The 17315-nt window shown below is 53.2% G+C and carries 19 protein-coding genes; all 19 read right to left on the reverse strand.

From position 1 onward, the window contains the following. Positions 1-138 precede the first annotated feature (138 nt). Positions 139-1407: a Y-family DNA polymerase gene (locus tag SK47_RS12640; protein ID WP_045288351.1), complete on the reverse strand. Its 1269-nt coding sequence runs from the start codon at positions 1405-1407 to the stop codon at positions 139-141. Then, the gene (locus tag SK47_RS12645; protein WP_045328603.1) at positions 1407-1712 is read right to left on the reverse strand and encodes a hypothetical protein; all 306 of its coding nucleotides are present in this window, start codon (positions 1710-1712) and stop codon (positions 1407-1409) included. Before SK47_RS12645 ends, SK47_RS12640 begins: the two co-directional genes overlap by 1 nt. 367 nt (positions 1713-2079) lie before the next feature. Next, positions 2080-3372 (reverse strand): WzyE family oligosaccharide polymerase, encoded by a 1293-nt coding sequence (locus tag SK47_RS12650; protein ID WP_048244347.1) that lies wholly within the window; start codon positions 3370-3372, stop codon positions 2080-2082. A 121-nt stretch (positions 3373-3493) separates the two neighbouring features. Continuing rightward, a complete protein-coding gene (locus SK47_RS24345; protein ID WP_048244349.1) occupies positions 3494-5551 on the reverse strand; it encodes a tail fiber/spike domain-containing protein in 2058 nt (685 codons plus the stop codon). A 58-nt stretch (positions 5552-5609) separates the two neighbouring features. Beyond that, entirely contained in the window at positions 5610-8087 is a 2478-nt protein-coding gene (locus SK47_RS12660; protein ID WP_048244351.1) for a host specificity factor TipJ family phage tail protein, read from the reverse strand. After that, positions 8074-8439: an NlpC/P60 family protein gene (locus SK47_RS12665; RefSeq protein WP_048244353.1), complete on the reverse strand. Its 366-nt coding sequence runs from the start codon at positions 8437-8439 to the stop codon at positions 8074-8076. Before SK47_RS12665 ends, SK47_RS12660 begins: the two co-directional genes overlap by 14 nt. Before the next feature lie 13 nt (positions 8440-8452). Beyond that, positions 8453-8923: a hypothetical protein gene (locus SK47_RS12670; protein WP_048244355.1), complete on the reverse strand. Its 471-nt coding sequence runs from the start codon at positions 8921-8923 to the stop codon at positions 8453-8455. Beyond that, positions 8923-9420: a hypothetical protein gene (locus SK47_RS12675; RefSeq protein ID WP_048244357.1), complete on the reverse strand. Its 498-nt coding sequence runs from the start codon at positions 9418-9420 to the stop codon at positions 8923-8925. The genes SK47_RS12670 and SK47_RS12675 overlap by 1 nt, the downstream gene beginning before the upstream one ends. Beyond that, positions 9420-12323: a tail protein (tape measure) gene (locus SK47_RS12680; protein WP_048244359.1), complete on the reverse strand. Its 2904-nt coding sequence runs from the start codon at positions 12321-12323 to the stop codon at positions 9420-9422. The genes SK47_RS12675 and SK47_RS12680 overlap by 1 nt, the downstream gene beginning before the upstream one ends. Positions 12324-12335: 12 nt before the next feature. Further along, positions 12336-13007 (reverse strand): DUF6246 family protein, encoded by a 672-nt coding sequence (locus SK47_RS12685; RefSeq protein ID WP_048244362.1) that lies wholly within the window; start codon positions 13005-13007, stop codon positions 12336-12338. 57 nt (positions 13008-13064) lie between these two features. Continuing rightward, entirely contained in the window at positions 13065-13808 is a 744-nt protein-coding gene (locus SK47_RS12690) for a phage tail tube protein (RefSeq protein WP_006808946.1), read from the reverse strand. Positions 13809-13871: 63 nt separating this feature from the next. Further along, complete coding sequence (locus SK47_RS12695) at positions 13872-14255, reverse strand: phage tail termination protein (RefSeq protein ID WP_048244364.1); 384 nt, start codon at positions 14253-14255, stop codon at positions 13872-13874. Then, positions 14252-14716: a hypothetical protein gene (locus SK47_RS12700; protein WP_048244366.1), complete on the reverse strand. Its 465-nt coding sequence runs from the start codon at positions 14714-14716 to the stop codon at positions 14252-14254. Before SK47_RS12700 ends, SK47_RS12695 begins: the two co-directional genes overlap by 4 nt. Before the next feature lie 2 nt (positions 14717-14718). Continuing rightward, positions 14719-15069, reverse strand: coding sequence for a hypothetical protein (locus tag SK47_RS12705; RefSeq protein ID WP_048244368.1), 351 nt, complete (start codon positions 15067-15069; stop codon positions 14719-14721). Beyond that, complete coding sequence (locus SK47_RS12710) at positions 15066-15299, reverse strand: hypothetical protein (protein WP_048244370.1); 234 nt, start codon at positions 15297-15299, stop codon at positions 15066-15068. The genes SK47_RS12705 and SK47_RS12710 overlap by 4 nt, the downstream gene beginning before the upstream one ends. Next, complete coding sequence (locus SK47_RS12715; protein ID WP_048244371.1) at positions 15292-15465, reverse strand: hypothetical protein; 174 nt, start codon at positions 15463-15465, stop codon at positions 15292-15294. Before SK47_RS12715 ends, SK47_RS12710 begins: the two co-directional genes overlap by 8 nt. Continuing rightward, positions 15465-15866, reverse strand: coding sequence for a DUF7370 family protein (locus tag SK47_RS12720; protein ID WP_048244373.1), 402 nt, complete (start codon positions 15864-15866; stop codon positions 15465-15467). The genes SK47_RS12715 and SK47_RS12720 overlap by 1 nt, the downstream gene beginning before the upstream one ends. 62 nt (positions 15867-15928) lie before the next feature. After that, complete coding sequence (locus SK47_RS12725) at positions 15929-16222, reverse strand: hypothetical protein (RefSeq protein ID WP_048244374.1); 294 nt, start codon at positions 16220-16222, stop codon at positions 15929-15931. Positions 16223-16231: 9 nt separating this feature from the next. Further along, entirely contained in the window at positions 16232-17308 is a 1077-nt protein-coding gene (locus SK47_RS12730; RefSeq protein ID WP_048244376.1) for a major capsid protein, read from the reverse strand. Between the last annotated feature and the right edge of the window lie 7 nt (positions 17309-17315).

Consider the following 17315-nt stretch of genomic DNA (forward strand, 5'->3'; position numbering starts at 1 on the left):
CGGGATCGCTTCGATCCGAAATCTCCCCAACTTTGCGTAGCTCCTTCCAGTTTCGCAACATGCAGCTTTACGCCTACCTCTGCCATCAGCATAATCACCACCGATCCGATTGTAAGATTTATCAGGTGCGCACCTCTTTTATCGGACAACAAGCAAATCTGAAAATCTCGTAGTGTATCGAGGTGACAGCATTTCACGCTTCATCTGCCACTGCTGCTGTATACCCTGCCCGGCAAAATAGAGCGTGCCCTTTCCGTCCTTTGCATTCAGGTGATCCAGTACCTCCATTAACTTCTCACTACCAGCTCGGGGAGCACTGTCATCGAACAGGTTTAGTTGGGCCACGCCCTGGCTGAAGAAGTCACCCAGCATGACGCCCGCTTTCTGGTACCGGTGACCGTCCTTCCATATTTTGTCCAGACACTTTACCGCGGCGTTGATGATGTCTCTGCTGTCCTGCGTTGGCGTGAGCAGCCTTACCGATGCACTGTTTCCGTAGTACGGCTCATTAAGGGCAAATGGAGAGGTCTTAACGAAGGCTGATATAAAACGGCAATACTGGTGCTCGCCGCGCAGCTTCTCAGCACCACGGGCCGCATAGCTGCAAATAGCCTGCCTCATCTGCTCATAGTCTGTAATGCGTTCGCCAAACGATCGGCTGCATACAATTTCCTGCTTTACCGGCGCGAACTCCTCCAGATCCAGACATGGCTCGCCGCGCAGCTCCCGGACGGTTCGCTCCAGCACAACGTTGAAGTGTTTACGGATAATCCACGTGCTCTGCTCTGAGAGGTCCAGTGCGGTTTTGATGCCCATGGCGTTCAGCTTTTTGCTAATGCGACGACCAACGCCCCAGACATCCTCTACCGGAACCAGTGCCATTAACCTGCGCTGCCGGTCGACGTTTGAGAGATCGACCACTCCTCCCGTCTGCCGCTGCCATTTTTTCGCAGCATGGTTAGCCAGCTTCGCCAGCGTCTTGGTCTGGGCTATCCCGACGCCGACTGTAAGATGCGTCCGCTGTAAAATAGTCGCGCGTATCTCTTTCCCAAATTCAGTCAGGTCCCGGCAGTTTCTTACGCCGGTCAGATCGCAGAATGCTTCGTCTATGCTGTAAATTTCCACGCGTGGGCTCATTTCTTCCAGCGTAGTCATTACCCGGCTGGACATGTCTGCATAGAGCTCGTAGTTGCTGCTGAAGCAAACAACACCAGCGCGCCGGAACAACTCCTTTTGCTTGAAGAACGGCTCACCCATCGCTATCCCGGCTGCCTTTGCCTCGGCGCTACGTGCTATTACGCAGCCGTCATTATTCGACAGAACGACAACAGGCCGCCCGCGCAGGTCTGGTCTGAATACCGTCTCGCAACTGGCATAAAATGAGTTCACATCGACCAGGGCAAACATCACATCACCGGATTGTCGTCTGTGAACGCCGCAGCGCCGTTTATAAAGAAGGTCACCACTCCCATGACTTCAACTTCATCTAAACCATCGCCTTCTATGCTTTCACCGTCTTCTGTGATGAGCGCACCGCCCATAACGACCGCGAACTGTAGCTGTCCGAACGCATGCACCAGCACGCGTGTTCCGTTGGATGGCACAAGATCAGGCTGAAAAAGCGCATAACCGCCTGACGTTTCAACCAGGCATGAGTAGCGGTTAACCCCACATAACTGTTCAAGCCTGTATCTCTGTGCTTTTGCCTCCATTTCCCACCCCTTAAAACACAACTGTATATTAATACAGTATTATCATTCAGAAGAACTGATCAAGTGATCATTCTCAGCCATGTGGTAAACTGATTTTTTTAAAGGAGAAAAAGATGGAGTGGCTACTCATCATGGCTGTTGTGCTGTTCGTCTTTGCGCTGCCAGGTACTGATATATGAAGGACGGGATAAACCTACCCAGAGTGTTGGGCGTCTCAATGGTTTGCTTGCTTGTCACCGGCTCTGTAGATAACAAGTGGGTTGTTGCCATATTCTTGCTGCTTATAGCGGCCTGGCTGGCGCTTGAAGTAACTAATAAGATGAAGGGTTAGATGCACCCCTCGATATTTGAGGGGTGAATTAATAGGTCAAGCGGCTTTCTTTGGGATAATAGATGAGGCCACTTTGAATAAAAGGTAGACAAAGCTTACGACAATTAGGTTTTTAAAGTAGATGAACATAAATAGCTCAAGGCTTTCTCGTGCCATAAAGAAAGTGAAAGGCACCGTTACGAAACCTGCTATTGACATGACTGTAAGTTTATTACTGTTTATTATTATATCCAACGTCCTTACAACCAGACCTGATAACGCATAAGCCAGCCAATAAAAATATCCGCCGAACAGAACAAGTGATGACCCTAGCAATGTCGAGGCCATGTTCAATCCGCTACTCATACCCAGTATGTTCGTCGTAAAATAGTATGAGCTATTCATTGTAACGATTGGCTTCTCCTCCCAAAGGAAGCGCGGCACGAACCCCGAAAACTGACTAAACATGTAATATATGCCGCCAACAGCGTCAGGATTAGTTGTATTGTCGTAGTATTTTACCGCCTCGTACTGGTAGTTTATTGGCGAGAGGCTGTCAGTGAGGTACTGTATAGCTAGACTTAGCGCGGCACCGGAACTGGACATGGAGTTTGAGTAGCGAAGCATCCCGAGTGCCGCCACAAGGAAAAGACCTATGCATCCAATAATCAGAAACTTAAATTTATTTATCTTTCCTGTTACGAAGCATATCAAGGTTGCCATTAATAACGCTGAGAACATTACGTTTCTTGAACCACCTATCAGTATATAAAACGCAACACCAAACAAGATAGAAATGCCACATGACTTGGCAAATGCATATTTTGATTTAGATGTGAAGCTATAGACAATAACGGCGGGAACAAAAGCTGACATAGGCATAAGCAAAAGCCCGCTTCCCGCATTTTCCCCTAATTTAGATGCGTAGTTATCTGAGTCGAATGATGAACCTTTGGTTATGTAGAAGATGATCATTGCAAGGATAGATACCGACAATGATATTGCTACAAATAGGTTTGCAGATCCGAAAAATATCTTCCCTCTCGCCATTCCTCTTGGCTTAGGCGATAGTAAATGAGATGACAGATAAAATATTATGATTCCGATGAATGATTTTAGTGAAACATCATTTATATACTCTACTGGCATATATACTTCAGCGGGAACAAGCGCATCAACACGGAAAGGTAAAGACGCGTAGCCAACGAAATGAGTTATCACAAGGAACATCAGACCTACAGATTTGAATCTGATCCCGTTCCTGATGAAAGAATGAGCAGCAAGAAAGAAAAGTATAGTAAAGTATATGATCGGAAATATGTACGTAAATATCGATGTGTAATCTGACATTTGCAAGCACCAGACAGCAAATCACCGCATTGTATCCCATGCCGATTGCAAGTAAAGCCAAATCTAGTCAAAGCATGTCCTCTTCGCATCGAAAGACAGGCGGCATTAGCCGCCTTTTCTTTTACACCATCAACTGGAATGTCGGCGCAGTGCCTGAGAAGTCTCCAGTTTGCGTGCAAACCCAGCCAAGTTTCACTGCTGTACCCGGAGTGATGATAAATATCTTATCTCCACTATACCACTTGCCTGCTGTTGGTACTGCCGCCGCGTGAAATATGCGACAGTTGGCTGTAACAGCGCTACTGATGTAGGGTCCTGCATTTACCTGTAGCGCCTGACCTACAGCAAAATCTATTGTGTCGTTGCCGACATTAGTCATTCGCACTGTGGCTGTGGTTGATCTGTAGTTCTGATACCCAACCTGAGAACCGGCGAGCTGAGCTGTCGAAGGTAGAGCGAAGTAAGCGATGCTTGCTGATGTGAGTGTGCCTGTGGTGTCGTTGAAATCTATCGTCCAGTTACCTAACTGGATCCTTGAGCAACCCGAGAAATCTGCCATGCCAAGATATGATCCGGTTACATAATTCACTCGCAGGTTTACATCGCCAATGAACAAATCTGTCACACCCTGCGTTATAGAGAACATAGAATGAAGAATGCTAGCAGTAACTCCAGCAAGAACGCATGTTCCCTCGATTCGGCCTATCCGGATTGTGCTGCTAACATTATCAGGCCTGCTACGAAGAATTGGCATAATAGATGAACTTAGGGTGTTGTCGATATACAGGGCATCGATGCGCATTGTTCCACTATACGAGTATGTAATGCCATATCCAGAGCACTCTCTGATACGCAGAACCCCTATGTTTACTATCCCGCCAGCATTTACAACGGGCTCGCCTAATCCGTTATCAACAACCATTTCAGAGATCGAAACGCGACTACCATCAAGGCAGTAAATTCCATTATCGTGGATCAACCTGGCAGTGATAACACCGAATACCGTTTCAGTGGTGGCTGCAACGATTACCCCACCTTGACTGTCATAGATGTTAACATCTGGGTAGTTTCCTCGCTGAGCTGTAGCACCTACGGTGAATGCAGCAGGCTGCGGATCAACACCAGTTTCCCCCTTCTGAATATTACGAATAATGGCAGAAATGGTGTTTCTTGTTCCTTCATCCGTTACTGCGTTCTGGAGGCCATAAGTCGTTCTGTTAGCACCATAGATATTCGAAACCTTGATGCGACCAACAGTGTCTGTACCCTGGTTGATAAAACCACCAGCGCCGAAATTCTGCATGTCGATATCGATATCATAAGTTACATTCGCTCCGGTCAATGTCAGGAGCGTACGACCGTATGCTGTGGAAAAATCAGTAGTAGAGGCTTTCATTCTACCGGTCAGGCTGAAGCGACTTGAAGGGATGCTAACGACATTATAATTCTCCCCCATCATTTTCACGTCAAGACCAGAGGCGCATGCTTTCAACAGGCGTGCAGAGTTGTCAGATCCTGTATTCCCATCCCAGCATCCATATTCTTCTGTGCTGACCTGTTTATTTTTGACGCACCGACGCCACACAGCTCCGCCGGACGTTTTGATATAAAGACCGCCATCGTCTACCAGCGATCCGGGATTAACACTGCGGAAGAATCCCCCACCACCAAATTTGTCTGAGTAATAATTTTGTACCCGGATTAACTGGCCAATGCTCTTTGGTTCAGTTTCACGGAGGGTGGATAAATCTGGACACTCACCAAGCAATCTGAACCCATCAGTATTCCCTAATTGTGTTCTAAGAGATGCGTCACCAACACTTAACCATGCTCCAGGACCTATGCCGCCTGTAGATTCTGGAGTGGAGTCAGGAGACACCACCTTCGGGAAAGGACCGTCCCAGCGATAATATTCGCCGGTCGCTTCAAGTCGCAGAACCTGGTTTGGAAGCGTAAGCGTATTTCCGTCTTCAAAGCTGTCCAGGGTGATATACCCGAACTGGGAGATGGCCTGCTGTGCCAGCCAGCGCAGGCCCTCGATCGTATAATGCTTATTGCCGAAACGGTCAATGTAAGTCCATCCCATCGAGGTAACGAACTCGTCAATTTTCCCGGCGTTGTATTTCAGATCAATCGGTGATTCGCTCGGGACCGGTTTCTGAGTAGGTGTGGTAGCCATATTGATTCCATAAAAAAACCCGGCGCGGTGGCCGGGTATGGTTGATCGGGGACGGTTCTTATTGGTAGATGGCGTCGCTGTATTCTGCGACGGTCAGAGATACCGTGTTATCTGTGTTCGGTTTGATGCTATTGACCGTCCATAGCTGACTGTCCAGTTCCTCCACGGTCGCAATGAGGTAGCGCGACGGAAGCTGCACAGTGTCTCCGTTCCATATGTTGAGCTGAATGTTAGGGATAGCCGCGGTGAATCCGTACTTCGTGTCGCCACGCGCCGCCGCTGGATAGCGCAGCGTCGGGTTACCTAGGCTGTCTGTCACCAGCACATACATCGAACCGGTAAACGTGATCGGCTCACTGGTATCAAAGTTATTACCGGCACGCCCGGTGATGTAACCCTGTTGCTGGTTGCTATCGTAGATGTCAGGCATCTGAATGACGCTTCCAACCTGGATAATTCCGTCCTCAAACACTTTGGCGTTCATCTTCACGCGCGAGTAGATCAGGCGCTTGGTTTCGCGTAATGCGCGATCCCGGGCCTGATACTCATTACGGAAGCCGACTATTTCAAGCTTGTTCGGATTCTCCGCTTCCTGCTCGACGATGGCGCCGTTCAGCACGCGGTAGTTGATGTACGTCTTGTTGTTCGTGGTCGGGTGGACGTATGACACCTGCACACCGTCATAACCACCAGGCAACGTGGCTTCGTACGTCATTTTGTACTCGTCCGTCTTCATGTTGGCCCGGTTGAATACGGCCGCCGGGTAATCAACCTTCTGGTCTCGAGTAAACGTCAGCACGCCGTCATCCCAGTACGCCACCACCGACGCCGCATTGCAGATCGCCTGCACGCGGTCGCCGAGAGAGTCGTTCTCGTCGTCAAACGTGTAGTCGAAGTAGCCCAGTCGCTCATCAGGCAGGCTTTCGGCGATCGAGTACAGCCCGTACAGGTCAATGCTGCTTACCGGTTGCTCACCCATGATGAGCCAGGTGTGAGCCACTGCATCAGCGAACGAGCGCGACGGCCTCAGGGTGTAATCCACCGTCTGCGTGTCCAGGTCGTACGTAATGGTGTGGCGCGTCACCAGTGCGTTATATTTGCGCTCGCGGCTGCCAAGAGCGTTCTCTGTCGCGCGGACTTTTACTCGCACAAGCGTGTCGGTAGGATGAACGACGTTTGTCCTGATGTTGATGCTGTGGATCTCTTCGACCTTGAGCAGTGACGCGTCACCGGAGTTATCCGTGCGCTGGAAGCTGACTGCGTATTTCCCGAACCCGCCGGTCGGAGTGATCTTGTCAGTGCGATAAAAAACCTCACTCGTCGACTGGTGCGGCGTCGTCTGCCGGTACGTAAATGTCTGCTGCGTGCCCGGGACCTGGTTGTAGTCGTCGTCGATTTTCCAGATGACCACCTTCCAGTTCGTTTCCTTCTTTCCACCGAGACTGGACTGTGTATGCAGCCACAGCTGTGTTGACTCGACAGGGGAAAAGAACGGCCCAACTACCAGCGCCTCGTTATCGTTGAGGACGAACTTCGTGGTGTTGATCGTGGCATTCGCCGGGATGTCCTGCGGACCCTCAAGCTGGTTCATCGTAAACGTGTACCAGCGCACCGGGTTAACAACCGCGCCGTCGTTTGTTTCAACAGCGGAGATCAGCGCTCCGGAGAATGTCGCATCGGTAGTAACGTTGCCGGAGGCCGTGCTATACGTCACGTTGATGGTGAAGGTCACCGCGTGCGGCAGTACCAGCCCCATGAAATAGTCAAACTCAGCCTGCTTGACGATTTTCATCGCTATCTGGCCGCCGGAATACGTTCCGCTGACCACCGTGTTTGCCGTTGCTGTTTCGATCGGGAAGTCGCTGGCTTCGTTCTGCCCGGGGACCTCCTGCCCGTCGACGTCATCGAACCCGTATCCCTCGACAATCTGCGGGATTACTTCGCCAGGCTGGAAGAACTGGAACTCGGCGCCGGCCAGAGAGCCCAGGCTTGATTCTGAGTAGCGCACGGACTCGTAGTCGTAATTGCCGATCCCGATGCACATCCACTCTGTAACGTACTTCAGCCCGCCGTCGGTAGAAGTCTGATGCACGTATTCGAACACCGACTCCTGAATCAGGTCCGGAAACGAACGAATCTGCCCGTAAATGTCCGGCTTGGCCTTGTAAACGCGCGCCGTGTTTGTCTGGCCGGTCAGGCTATTGTTCGGTGAGTCGACGGTATTACCGCCGTTGTTCGCGATTGCCGGCTTCGGCGCCAGGAACGAAAACACCTGGCCCACCACTTTAAAGATCGGGCTCAGGATGTCGCCGACAATGCCCTTCGGCTGGTCGAATATCTGGATGTGGTCCAGCTCACTCAGCTCAAACGCCAGTTCATCATCGTCGCCCAGCTTTACGCCGTTGCGGACGATCAGCAGATCGAGGTGAAAGGTAGCGTCATTGGCCGCCAGCCAGTCATAAAAAAGGGTGCCGTTTGGCACCCTGCAACGCAGCTTTGGCGTTCCTGGAAAATTAGATATCTCAACCAGCGCCATATTCGAAAAACTCCACTTTGGTGAATGCCCGCTGAATGACCAGCAACGAGTCCATGCGTACACTTCCGTTATCGCCGCGCGAATGTAACGCCTGCCTGTTAACCACCAGCCCAACGTGCGCCGGTTGCGCGCCGCGGTACCCGACAAATATTCCCCCGTCGACCGGCTTATCGACCTGGCGCCAAAAGACAACGTCGCCCTGATAGCAGGTGAAGAAGTCGGCCCCGGCTTCGTAGTCCGGCGTCTGGTGCAACTCAATGCCGAGGACGTGCCGGTAATACAGCACCACCAGCCCCCAGCAATCCACCTTTTCGAACGAACAGGCCCGGTTAGCCCACGGCACGCCGATCATCCTGCTGATAAAATCAGAGGTACTGAAGGCCAGTGTATTCCGTTGGGTCATAGAGCCTTCCGATGTTGTTGTTCAGCGGGTTGGTGACAGACAGAGTGACCGATGCGGCGTCGGCATCAATATCCACCGTCTTGACGTATAACTGCCACGACTTAATAGGCGCAGAGACGTCGCCACTGTCGAAGATCTGCCTGGTAGCAGTGATGGCTGTCAGCCGCGACGACCCCTTCCACTGCTTCATCAACGCTTTGATATCCGACGACAGCCGCCCAAGCTTCACCGTCGCGTCGATAACCGGAGTACCGCTCTGCTGACTCTCTTCGATTTCAAAGCGCGCCGGCGTGTACGTCTGGCCGCCGAGCGTCTTCGGGAAGAACTGCTTATCGACCAGGCGGACGTAGCCAAAGGATGGATGGTAGAACGTAATGGTGTCGTACAGTCCGCGCGTCGGCCGTTGCTGCTTATATTGACGGAACGATGGCATCAGGGAACCCTCGGAAGACTTTCCGGATCGCGCCCATCCGGATAACCCGTAACCACGATATCCAGCCACGAATCCCACGGCGGCGGCAGTTCAACAATGATGTCGTCAAACTCGTCGTCAGCGTTGTACAGATGGTTGGCGATAACGGTTCCCGTCCAGGTCACCACTCCGCCGTCGATACTTGTTTGCACTGGCATCTGCGTGAAGTGAAGTTCCTGGAGTTGCAGGCCACTACCGCCCAGATTGATATTCATCCGGAACCAGTTCAGGCCCCGGTTGAGATAGTTCGGGCTGCGTAGCCACTGCTGGAAAGCGCGCTCCTGCGCAAGAGTGAAGATCCACGTCAGTGACCAGGTCACTTTCAGGTCATCAGTTTGATTCTCAAAGATAGCGGGCCCGACCGCTGACTGATCGGTCTGGAACCCGGTATCGAGAGTCATGTTTTTGCTGGCCTTCTGCGCCAGTGGCAGCCAGTCGGGATAGTCGATAATTGGCATTAGCCCTGCCCCCTTGGCGTGCGTTTAACGTTCATGTTGCTGGTTATGGCGTTACTGATTGGCCCACCGTTATTCAGGTCAGCGACGATCACATCCACAGTCACGCCGCCATTGCCGTCAGAACTGGCCTGCGCATCTATTGATGAGCCGTTATAGTTCTGAACATTTAAGACAACGTTGATGCCTCCGCCACCCTGCATATCCTTATTGCTGATTACCTTGCCGTTGTCGCCCGGTATCATGTACTGCTTACCGGTGCTGGCCTGGTAAATCTCTGGCTTACCTCGCTCACCTACCTGATACATGCTTCCCGCTGACACAGGTCCGCCATTGTATCTGGCTCCAGCCAAAGCCAGCCCTTGAGCAAGCCCAACGGTAGATGCAATACCAGCCATCGCTGGCGCTGAGTTTGCGCCAAAGGATGCAAGGCTGGCCAGCGCTGCGGCTGGAGCCCATGCGGCCGCCGTCGTGGTAGCCATACCGACAGAAGCAGCGGTAGAAGCTGCGCCCATTGTCTGACCGATAATGAAGTTTTTGAGAGCCTCAACTCCAACCTGGACTAGAGCATTGACCACGCTATTCAGCATCGTATTCCCGAGTGAACGCATAGCATCCTGCGCTGACATCGTTCCGGTGATCAGCCCGGTTAACGCATTGGATGCATTGACTGAAAACGCATCCACCGCGCTTGTCAGCATGCGGTACCCCAGGCTCTGCTGGCTAAGAAGCTCCCATTGTGCAGCGGTTCTTTGCTGCTCATACTGCGTATCGGCAGCATTTTTAAGGGCTAATGCATTCTGGTGAGCTAATAACCCCTGCTGTTCGAACTGTTGGATAAGGGCCAGTTGCTGTGCGTGCTGATTAGCTAATTGCTGCACTGGATCAACCTGTGCAACAGCCTCCTGCTGCGGCGTTACCGCCTGCTGGGCGCGGATTTTGGCAAGGTTAGCCTGGTGTGTAGCCTCCAGCCTCTCAGATGTCTGATTGAACTGCTCCTGACTGATTTTCTTAGCAGCCAGAGCGGTATTCAGATCCTGAACATCCTGCTTATAGCTGGCGTTTTCGCGCGCTTCTGGCAGGAGTTTCTCGGCTGCGGCTTGTGCTTTGAGTGCGTTGGCCGTATCCCATTTTGCCGCCGCGTACTGCCCCGCCAGCGCGATCTGTTCTTTTGTGGCTCCTTTTCCGAGAGACTGCTGCGCATTCAGGATCGCCTGTTCGCGACTCAGATTATTGGTTGAGTCGGCGGCGAGCTCTGACTGCTGTTTGAGGTTAGCAAGTTTCTGAGCAATAGAATCAGCCTGGGAGGCGCCTTTCTTTTGCTCTGACTGAAGTGTTTTTTGCGCCTGCGTGTTTTTGAACGTAGCAGCAGCATCGTCCTGCATCTGCTTGGTGTGTGGATCATCCTTAGCAAATCCTGCATCTTCGGCAGCGTATTGCGCCTGCAACCGCGCGCGGGCCTCCCCCTGGAGCTTAGACAGTGCCAGATTGCGTTCTGACTGCTTTATAAGGTTCTTCTGCCCCGAGGTAAGATTGTCGACCTCTTTTTTCATTCCGGAGAGATTGATCTGAGCCTCACCGGCCACTCGAACGAGTTCGGTCAGCGGGCCAAGGAACGTCCTTATTGCATCAGCACCTGACTTTGACGAACTCTCTGTGCTCTGAAGTTCAAGAACGAGCCTTTGTAGCGCTTCAGGCGTTGGGTTGTTTGCCACATCAGAGAGTTGCTTGCTTAGCTCGAATGCGCGCTGCTCAGACACGCCAAATTTATCCGCGAGCGTGGTTACTGTGTTCTGGATCGCGTTGGCGTTAACGGTAAACCTTGCCCCGGCGTTCCTTGCTTGCTCCATGGCTGCCGAGTATGTGCCAGCTGTTGCCCCGACTGTAGAAAGGTTTTTGTTGAATTCATCGATGGAGGCAATACCACCAACGAAAGAAGTCTTCAACTTGTCGGTGAATCCAACGATAGAACTGGAAGCATCGTTGATGGATTTAGGGATCTTCGCTATGGCAGCGTTGTACTCAATCATTGCCTGATTTCTCAGGATGGTTGCTGCCTCGGCGTTTGTTCTTGCCAGGTTCGCGTACTTATCAGACAGAGCGGCCACGCCATTTTGGGAAATGGTGATCACCTTATCCATCGCTTCGGCTGCATCCTTCAGCGCGTCCATGGCGTTCTTTCCACCATTAAGCGATGTAATCAGCACGCCAGCGATGACAGAACTCAACGCGATCACTGCGCCAACTACCGCGCCGCCCGGACCAAACGCGCCAGCGAGTTGTGAACCCTGCTGTGCGAAGGCCACCAGAGCCGACTGCCCACCCTGCACCTGCACGATGAAGTCCTGAACCTGGTAACCGGCCTGTTGCATACTGGACTTCCAGCCTTTGTTGCTGCCCATCGAAGTATCAGCAGCACCTTTCATGTCGAAGAGCCGCCCGGTCAACTCGCCGATCTTCTGCTTTTCTTCGTCGGTGGCTTTCGACCCTGCACGCAACTGTGCAGCCAGGACTGCGGCACTGCGCGCGCCATTCTCTTGCGCCTCGTCAAGCACCGCCAGCTGGTTGCCAAGCGCCTCGATGATGGATTCTGCACGGCTGAATTCGCTGCTCGCACCGCCGGTACCGCTGCGGGCCTCTTCCATTGCGCGGGCAATTCCGCTCACGTTGGTATTCAGCTTGCGGAGTTGGTTATCCATGGAATTGGCATAACCAGCCAGTTCAGTAAACGCGGATCCAGTTTGAGACGTACTCTGGTCGAGGTTATCCATCCCCTTTCCAGATTGCTGGGCCGCAGCATCCAGTTTATCCAGAGTATCAATGGCCTGTTTGCCGCCTTGTAACAGCGGCTCAACGTCGGCGCTGATTTCATAAACGATGCTACCGGCGTTCTTCTCACCTGCCATGTTATTCTCCGGTTATTGCTTTGCTTTTGCCCTGCGCGCGGCCTGTTTAGCCAGGTATTCGTCGGCGATGCTGTCGTATTCATCGCGAGTGAAGCCTTTCTGGTCCGGGTATTTAGCCGCCAGCAGCATCTGAAATTCGGTCATCGTTAACTGAGAGGCTTCAGTGCGGTTCATTCCGAAGTGGCTGCGAGCTGCGCTGATGTAGTCGAATGCTTTAAACTCTGTAGTGCGCTCGCCTGTTTCATGGCGCTGCAACTGGCGAACCTTGGCTTTTCCGACGATGCCGTGCTGCATGAGGTGCTGCGCGAGCACGATGATGTCGTTCTTTGGCAATCTGCCCGGTCGGTAGACGACGCAGTGCCGCCACCCCTTCCACTCGCCGATCATTGGTGTCAGGTCGTCATCGCAGCACGCCTGAAGTACCAGCATGCACGTTGATAAAAGCTTCTCAGCAGAGCGATTGAATGATGGAGATAGCCATTCAGGAAAGCGTCCCAGCGTGCCAGCGCACACCTCAATGAGATGTGCAACGTCATTGCCGTGTATGGTGGCGTACGCCTGCACAATCTCTTCCGGGCTGCCGATCCTCGTCATAGCCTCAAATGAAGGGCGTAGCAGGTAATCTTTCCCGCCTTCGCGGCTGTCGCTGATAGAGAGTTCGCCAATATCGGTTAAAGCGGTCATAGGCCTTCCAGTAAACGGTCATTATCAAGGGCAGCACGCCGCCCTTTGGAATGTCCGTTAGGTAACGGTAACCGTATGCACGGCCACAAAGTTTCCGTCTTCGGTGTTGATGATGATCTGCGCGCTGCCGGTGGCGACACGCGTCACGGTAACGGTGTTGCCGGAGGCGGTGGCCGTTGCTTTGGTCGCATCGGTAGTCGCTACAGTGAAGTCTTTGTTGGTTGCGCCGGTTGGTGCGATGTTCACCGTGAAAGTACTGGTGCCGCCTGCCGTGCCGGTGCTGGTAGCCGGAGTTACCGTTACGCCAGTCACTGCTACAGCAGTCAGTTCGTTCACTTCGATGGTGGTTGCATCGCCGACTTTGAACTCGGTGGAGAACGTGACGATGTCGTTGGTACCGCCGTCAGAGCTCAGCGCCGTGATGTTCATGTAGCCGACGAATTCAACCGGGCCGTAGTCCATGCGCACCCAGATCCCAGGCTGGCGCTTGGCCTTCAGCTCGTCAGCGAAATACTTGATGAATTTGCCGACACCGTACTGATCCAGCTTATCCTTCTTGCGCACTTCACCCTCAAAGCTCAGGGTGAAATCACTGTTGGTGATGATGGTCTCGACATAGCCGCCGCCGTCATCCGCATCAGAGGTAACCGAGTTAGGGTTGAAGTCGAAGCCCTTCGACGTACCAGCGGCCAGCGCCATCCACTCACCTTCGAGTGGTTTGACGTCCGGGCAGCCATCGGCGACTTCCAGCACGACCGCACCGCCGAACAGGCGCTCGTTCGAGTTCTGGCAATTAGCCATGTGAAACTCCTCTTTGACGTATAAAAGAAAACCCGCCGGAGCGGGTTATTTGGTTGGGAATGGCTAGTCGCCAAACGTGCAGGCAAATTGCAATCGGAAGACTATTCGCCCTTCTTCTGTGAGCACCGGCGCAGGGATTGCGCCCATGTTCTGGATGTAGCCGACACACTCGTCAGCCATGGGGTTGGCCTGGACGTAATCTACGATGCGCTGCACAGCATTGAGCGCGTCTTTGCGCTTGTCCTTCGCGCCGACGACGTCGACCAGGACGTGATACTCAGAACCGAGATCGGTGCGGATATTTGACCCGCCGTTTGGCCTGAATACTATGATCGCCTTCGACAGGTCTCCCGGGTCGTCGTACATCAGCTGCTGCACTGTGAAACCGGTAGTTAGCCCGGCGTCACCGAACATGTTGCGAACCCGCTCATGCATCATCGGTGTCATAGCGACATCTCCTTGCGCATCACCGCGTCAACATTATCACGCTCGTCATTAGCGCCTTTGGTAAGGAACTGAGGCTCACCATGCGGATCCCAGTAGTTGCCCTTTCCGGTACCGCCGCCGAACTCTTTCGGTTTCTGCGGACCGAACGCAGATCGGTTGCTGGTTATACCGAAGTGCGCGCGCGGCTGACCTTTCAGTTTGCCTGACGCTTCATGCACGTACGCGGCATAGTTGGCCGAGTAACCGACTCTTCCGGTGATCAGCACGCCGCCAGCATCTATTTCCCGAAACTGGCTGTTAATCAGCGTTGAGCTGTCGATCGGGGTGTAATAGGCCGCCCGGGTACCGATAAGCATCATCGCCGACTGTAGTGCGCGAATTACCTTGCGCCCCTTCACGTCGTTGATGACATCGTTCAGGTGCTTCTTCGCCTGGCTGATGCCCTTCACTTTTATGCCCATGGCTACACTCCGGTCAGGATGGCGTAATCATCCGCCAGTCGCTCAAACGTGTCGGCATAGCGGATAACCTGCCGCACCTCGTCGGCACCGGCGACAACCGGGTCCGCTTCGGTCGATACGCCAATCAGCAGGTAATCACCCGTGGCCGCCAGCGCGAACTCCGTCCAGACGGTGTTCTTCACGACGATTTCAGCGCCCAGACTGGCTAACTTCTTGCTGAGCCCGCCCTCGTAATCACAAGGGATTTGCTCAGGCTCGGCATAGCCCAGCGGATCGCCGTATTCGTCATTGCCTTCCAGCTTGCGCCAGATGGTCGCCGTGGCGGTGTAAGACCAGTTGGCAACGCTGCTCATAGAGTGAATACCTCCACCTTCTCAACGATTTTGAAATCATCAAGAGGCCGAATCGCGCCTGATTGACTGGCGAGTCGCTTAGCATCAGCCTGCTCCAGAAAGTCAGCTTTGGCTTTCACGTAAGTTTCAGCATGGCGACCAATAAACTTAACGCCGGAGTCGTTTATCCAGATGAACAGCGACCAGTTGCTTTCGCACTTAAAGGCATGCACAACGTATCTTTCAGCCATCTTTCCACCTCAGCACCTTCGCGCCAGTCGCCCGGATGCGCTCACAGTTGATATGCCACTCGCCATCCGATTTCACGTAGCCGGTAGTCTCCCGCCCGGTGTCGGTCATCACCCAGACGCGGGTGAACGAACGCGGCAGCCCGTGCTTAACTGATTTGTACGTCATCACTTGCCCCCGCACATACAGCCGCCCTTACCGATCCAGATACCAGCGAATGCCGGGGTGGCGGTAGGGTCAGCAGGAATAAGGGCAGTGGCGCAGCCGTACTTATCCAGCCCGCGCAGCAGGTTCACTGATGCTTTCCAGCGGTCGGTGAACGACTGGTACCGGAAAGAGCGCGACGCCCCGCTTGGAGCCGTCTGGCTGGAGATGTATTTATCCCCCTGCCCGAGCCCCATAAGCGCCAGCAGATAGAGTTGAATCAGCAGAGCTGTCGATGCCGGATAATGCGCATCGAGACACTCCTGAATGCTGTTGGCCTGGTCGACGAGAGCCTGAAGAACAAAATCGGGAATGGTAATTCCCTGGCTCTCCAGATACTCCTTCGCCTGTTCGAGAGTTACCATTATCGACTCCGTGAAATACCCCGCCGGAGCGGGGCATAAAAAAACCGCCTTAGCGGCGGCTGTTATTCAGCAGGGAAAAGCTTTTCGAGTTCGCCATCCGGCAACAGCTCACTGAGCTTTTCCGCGCCCAGGGTGCCTTTAAACTCAATACCCAGCTGGGTCAGGCGGTCCTGAATAATCTCTTTGCGAGATTTCTCACCGGTACCGGCATCAGGTGTCGCAGGTTTCAGCTCACCACCTGCCTCGCCTTTCATCAGCCTAACGTTAGACTTCAGCGCCGGGTGAAGCTCTTTCAACTCCACCACGTCACCAACCTTCACGCCGAACCATGGGCGCACAACTTCGTATTTAGCCATGCTGTTTCCTTACGCCAGGTTAGCGCCGTAGACAACGCCGGACAGGCCCTGATCGTCTGCGGTAATTTGCAGACCTTCAGCAGACATGATCTGGAAGTTGTAGTTAACGTTAGGCATTGGGCGCGGCAGCGGAACAACACCTACGGCCATACCCACCAGTGGAGAGATCACGTCACGGCGACGAACGTACGCGATAAACTCGTTACCGGTCAGCGCGAAGCTCATGCGGATTTCTTTCACCGGTGCGAATGGCAGAACAGCCTGCAGGAGAGTGCCGCTCACTACACCATTAACTACGTAAGGCTGAGCCATATTTGCCCAGATCTCAGGGGAAACCCACATCACATCATACTGAGCTACTTTGTTGGTGCGTGCGGTGGTACCGAATGCTCCTTTACCAAAGAACTCAAAATATTGAGTCGTGGTTGCGCTGGTCAGATCGATGTTCGCGCCACCAGCACCAGATCCGAGGTTAATCTTCTTGGTGTTGCGGTGGTTCTTGATGCCCTGCGCCGGATAAGACTGAACCTGAATTTTTGAATCGCCGTTCAGGTAGTAGTTGACGCGCTTCTGGTTGAACTTGCGCATCTTCGCCATCTGCGAGTCCAGCACCAGGTCAATGCCCACAGAGTTCAGGCCAGCAGCATGACGCCAGTTAACACCGTAACCAGCCGTGAACACCGGAATCGGGTCGCCGTCGCTCGCGTAGTCAGTGTGGTCGAAGGAGAACGGCGCCTGGCCATCGATGCTTACTGACACGTCATCAGCGATATCGCCTACCACGTTATACAGCTTGGCGGTTTTACCTACCGGCAGCACCGTCTGAACTCCGATCAGGTCGTTCACGATTTCCATGCCAACTTCCTGATCCCGAAGTTGCAGCACCTGGTTGTCAATCTCAGCCCAGAAGTCACGGGAGAAACCGCCAACGGCGTTACAGGCCAGCATGTCAGGCGTCATGATTGCGCGGTTAGCCGCAATGATGGAATCGTTCTGTAGGTTCCACATGTTGCGGTTTGCCCACAGCTCACTCCAGTGCCCGCCAAGGCGGGAGTTAGTCGCCAGCGTCTCTTTTGAGAAGTACATATGTTTT

Source organism: Enterobacter sp. BWH52, assembly GCF_001037565.1.
In the GTDB taxonomy this organism is placed as follows: domain Bacteria; phylum Pseudomonadota; class Gammaproteobacteria; order Enterobacterales; family Enterobacteriaceae; genus Enterobacter; species Enterobacter hormaechei_C.

Coding starts and splice junctions, on each gene's coding strand:
- SK47_RS12680 (WP_048244359.1), bottom strand. CDS start 12,323: ATGGCAGGTGAGAAGAACGCCGGTAGCATCGTTTATGAAATCAGCGCC.
- SK47_RS12665 (WP_048244353.1), bottom strand. CDS start 8,439: ATGATCGGCGTGCCGTGGGCTAACCGGGCCTGTTCGTTCGAAAAGGTG.
- SK47_RS12730 (WP_048244376.1), bottom strand. CDS start 17,308: ATGTACTTCTCAAAAGAGACGCTGGCGACTAACTCCCGCCTTGGCGGG.
- SK47_RS12695 (WP_048244364.1), bottom strand. CDS start 14,255: ATGACACCGATGATGCATGAGCGGGTTCGCAACATGTTCGGTGACGCC.
- SK47_RS12640 (WP_045288351.1), bottom strand. CDS start 1,407: ATGTTTGCCCTGGTCGATGTGAACTCATTTTATGCCAGTTGCGAGACG.
- SK47_RS12670 (WP_048244355.1), bottom strand. CDS start 8,923: ATGCCATCGTTCCGTCAATATAAGCAGCAACGGCCGACGCGCGGACTG.
- SK47_RS24345 (WP_048244349.1), bottom strand. CDS start 5,551: ATGGCTACCACACCTACTCAGAAACCGGTCCCGAGCGAATCACCGATT.
- SK47_RS12700 (WP_048244366.1), bottom strand. CDS start 14,716: ATGGGCATAAAAGTGAAGGGCATCAGCCAGGCGAAGAAGCACCTGAAC.
- SK47_RS12725 (WP_048244374.1), bottom strand. CDS start 16,222: ATGGCTAAATACGAAGTTGTGCGCCCATGGTTCGGCGTGAAGGTTGGT.
- SK47_RS12645 (WP_045328603.1), bottom strand. CDS start 1,712: ATGGAGGCAAAAGCACAGAGATACAGGCTTGAACAGTTATGTGGGGTT.
- SK47_RS12705 (WP_048244368.1), bottom strand. CDS start 15,069: ATGAGCAGCGTTGCCAACTGGTCTTACACCGCCACGGCGACCATCTGG.
- SK47_RS12720 (WP_048244373.1), bottom strand. CDS start 15,866: ATGGTAACTCTCGAACAGGCGAAGGAGTATCTGGAGAGCCAGGGAATT.
- SK47_RS12710 (WP_048244370.1), bottom strand. CDS start 15,299: ATGGCTGAAAGATACGTTGTGCATGCCTTTAAGTGCGAAAGCAACTGG.
- SK47_RS12660 (WP_048244351.1), bottom strand. CDS start 8,087: ATGGCGCTGGTTGAGATATCTAATTTTCCAGGAACGCCAAAGCTGCGT.
- SK47_RS12690 (WP_006808946.1), bottom strand. CDS start 13,808: ATGGCTAATTGCCAGAACTCGAACGAGCGCCTGTTCGGCGGTGCGGTC.
- SK47_RS12675 (WP_048244357.1), bottom strand. CDS start 9,420: ATGCCAATTATCGACTATCCCGACTGGCTGCCACTGGCGCAGAAGGCC.
- SK47_RS12685 (WP_048244362.1), bottom strand. CDS start 13,007: ATGACCGCTTTAACCGATATTGGCGAACTCTCTATCAGCGACAGCCGC.
- SK47_RS12650 (WP_048244347.1), bottom strand. CDS start 3,372: ATGTCAGATTACACATCGATATTTACGTACATATTTCCGATCATATAC.
- SK47_RS12715 (WP_048244371.1), bottom strand. CDS start 15,465: ATGACGTACAAATCAGTTAAGCACGGGCTGCCGCGTTCGTTCACCCGC.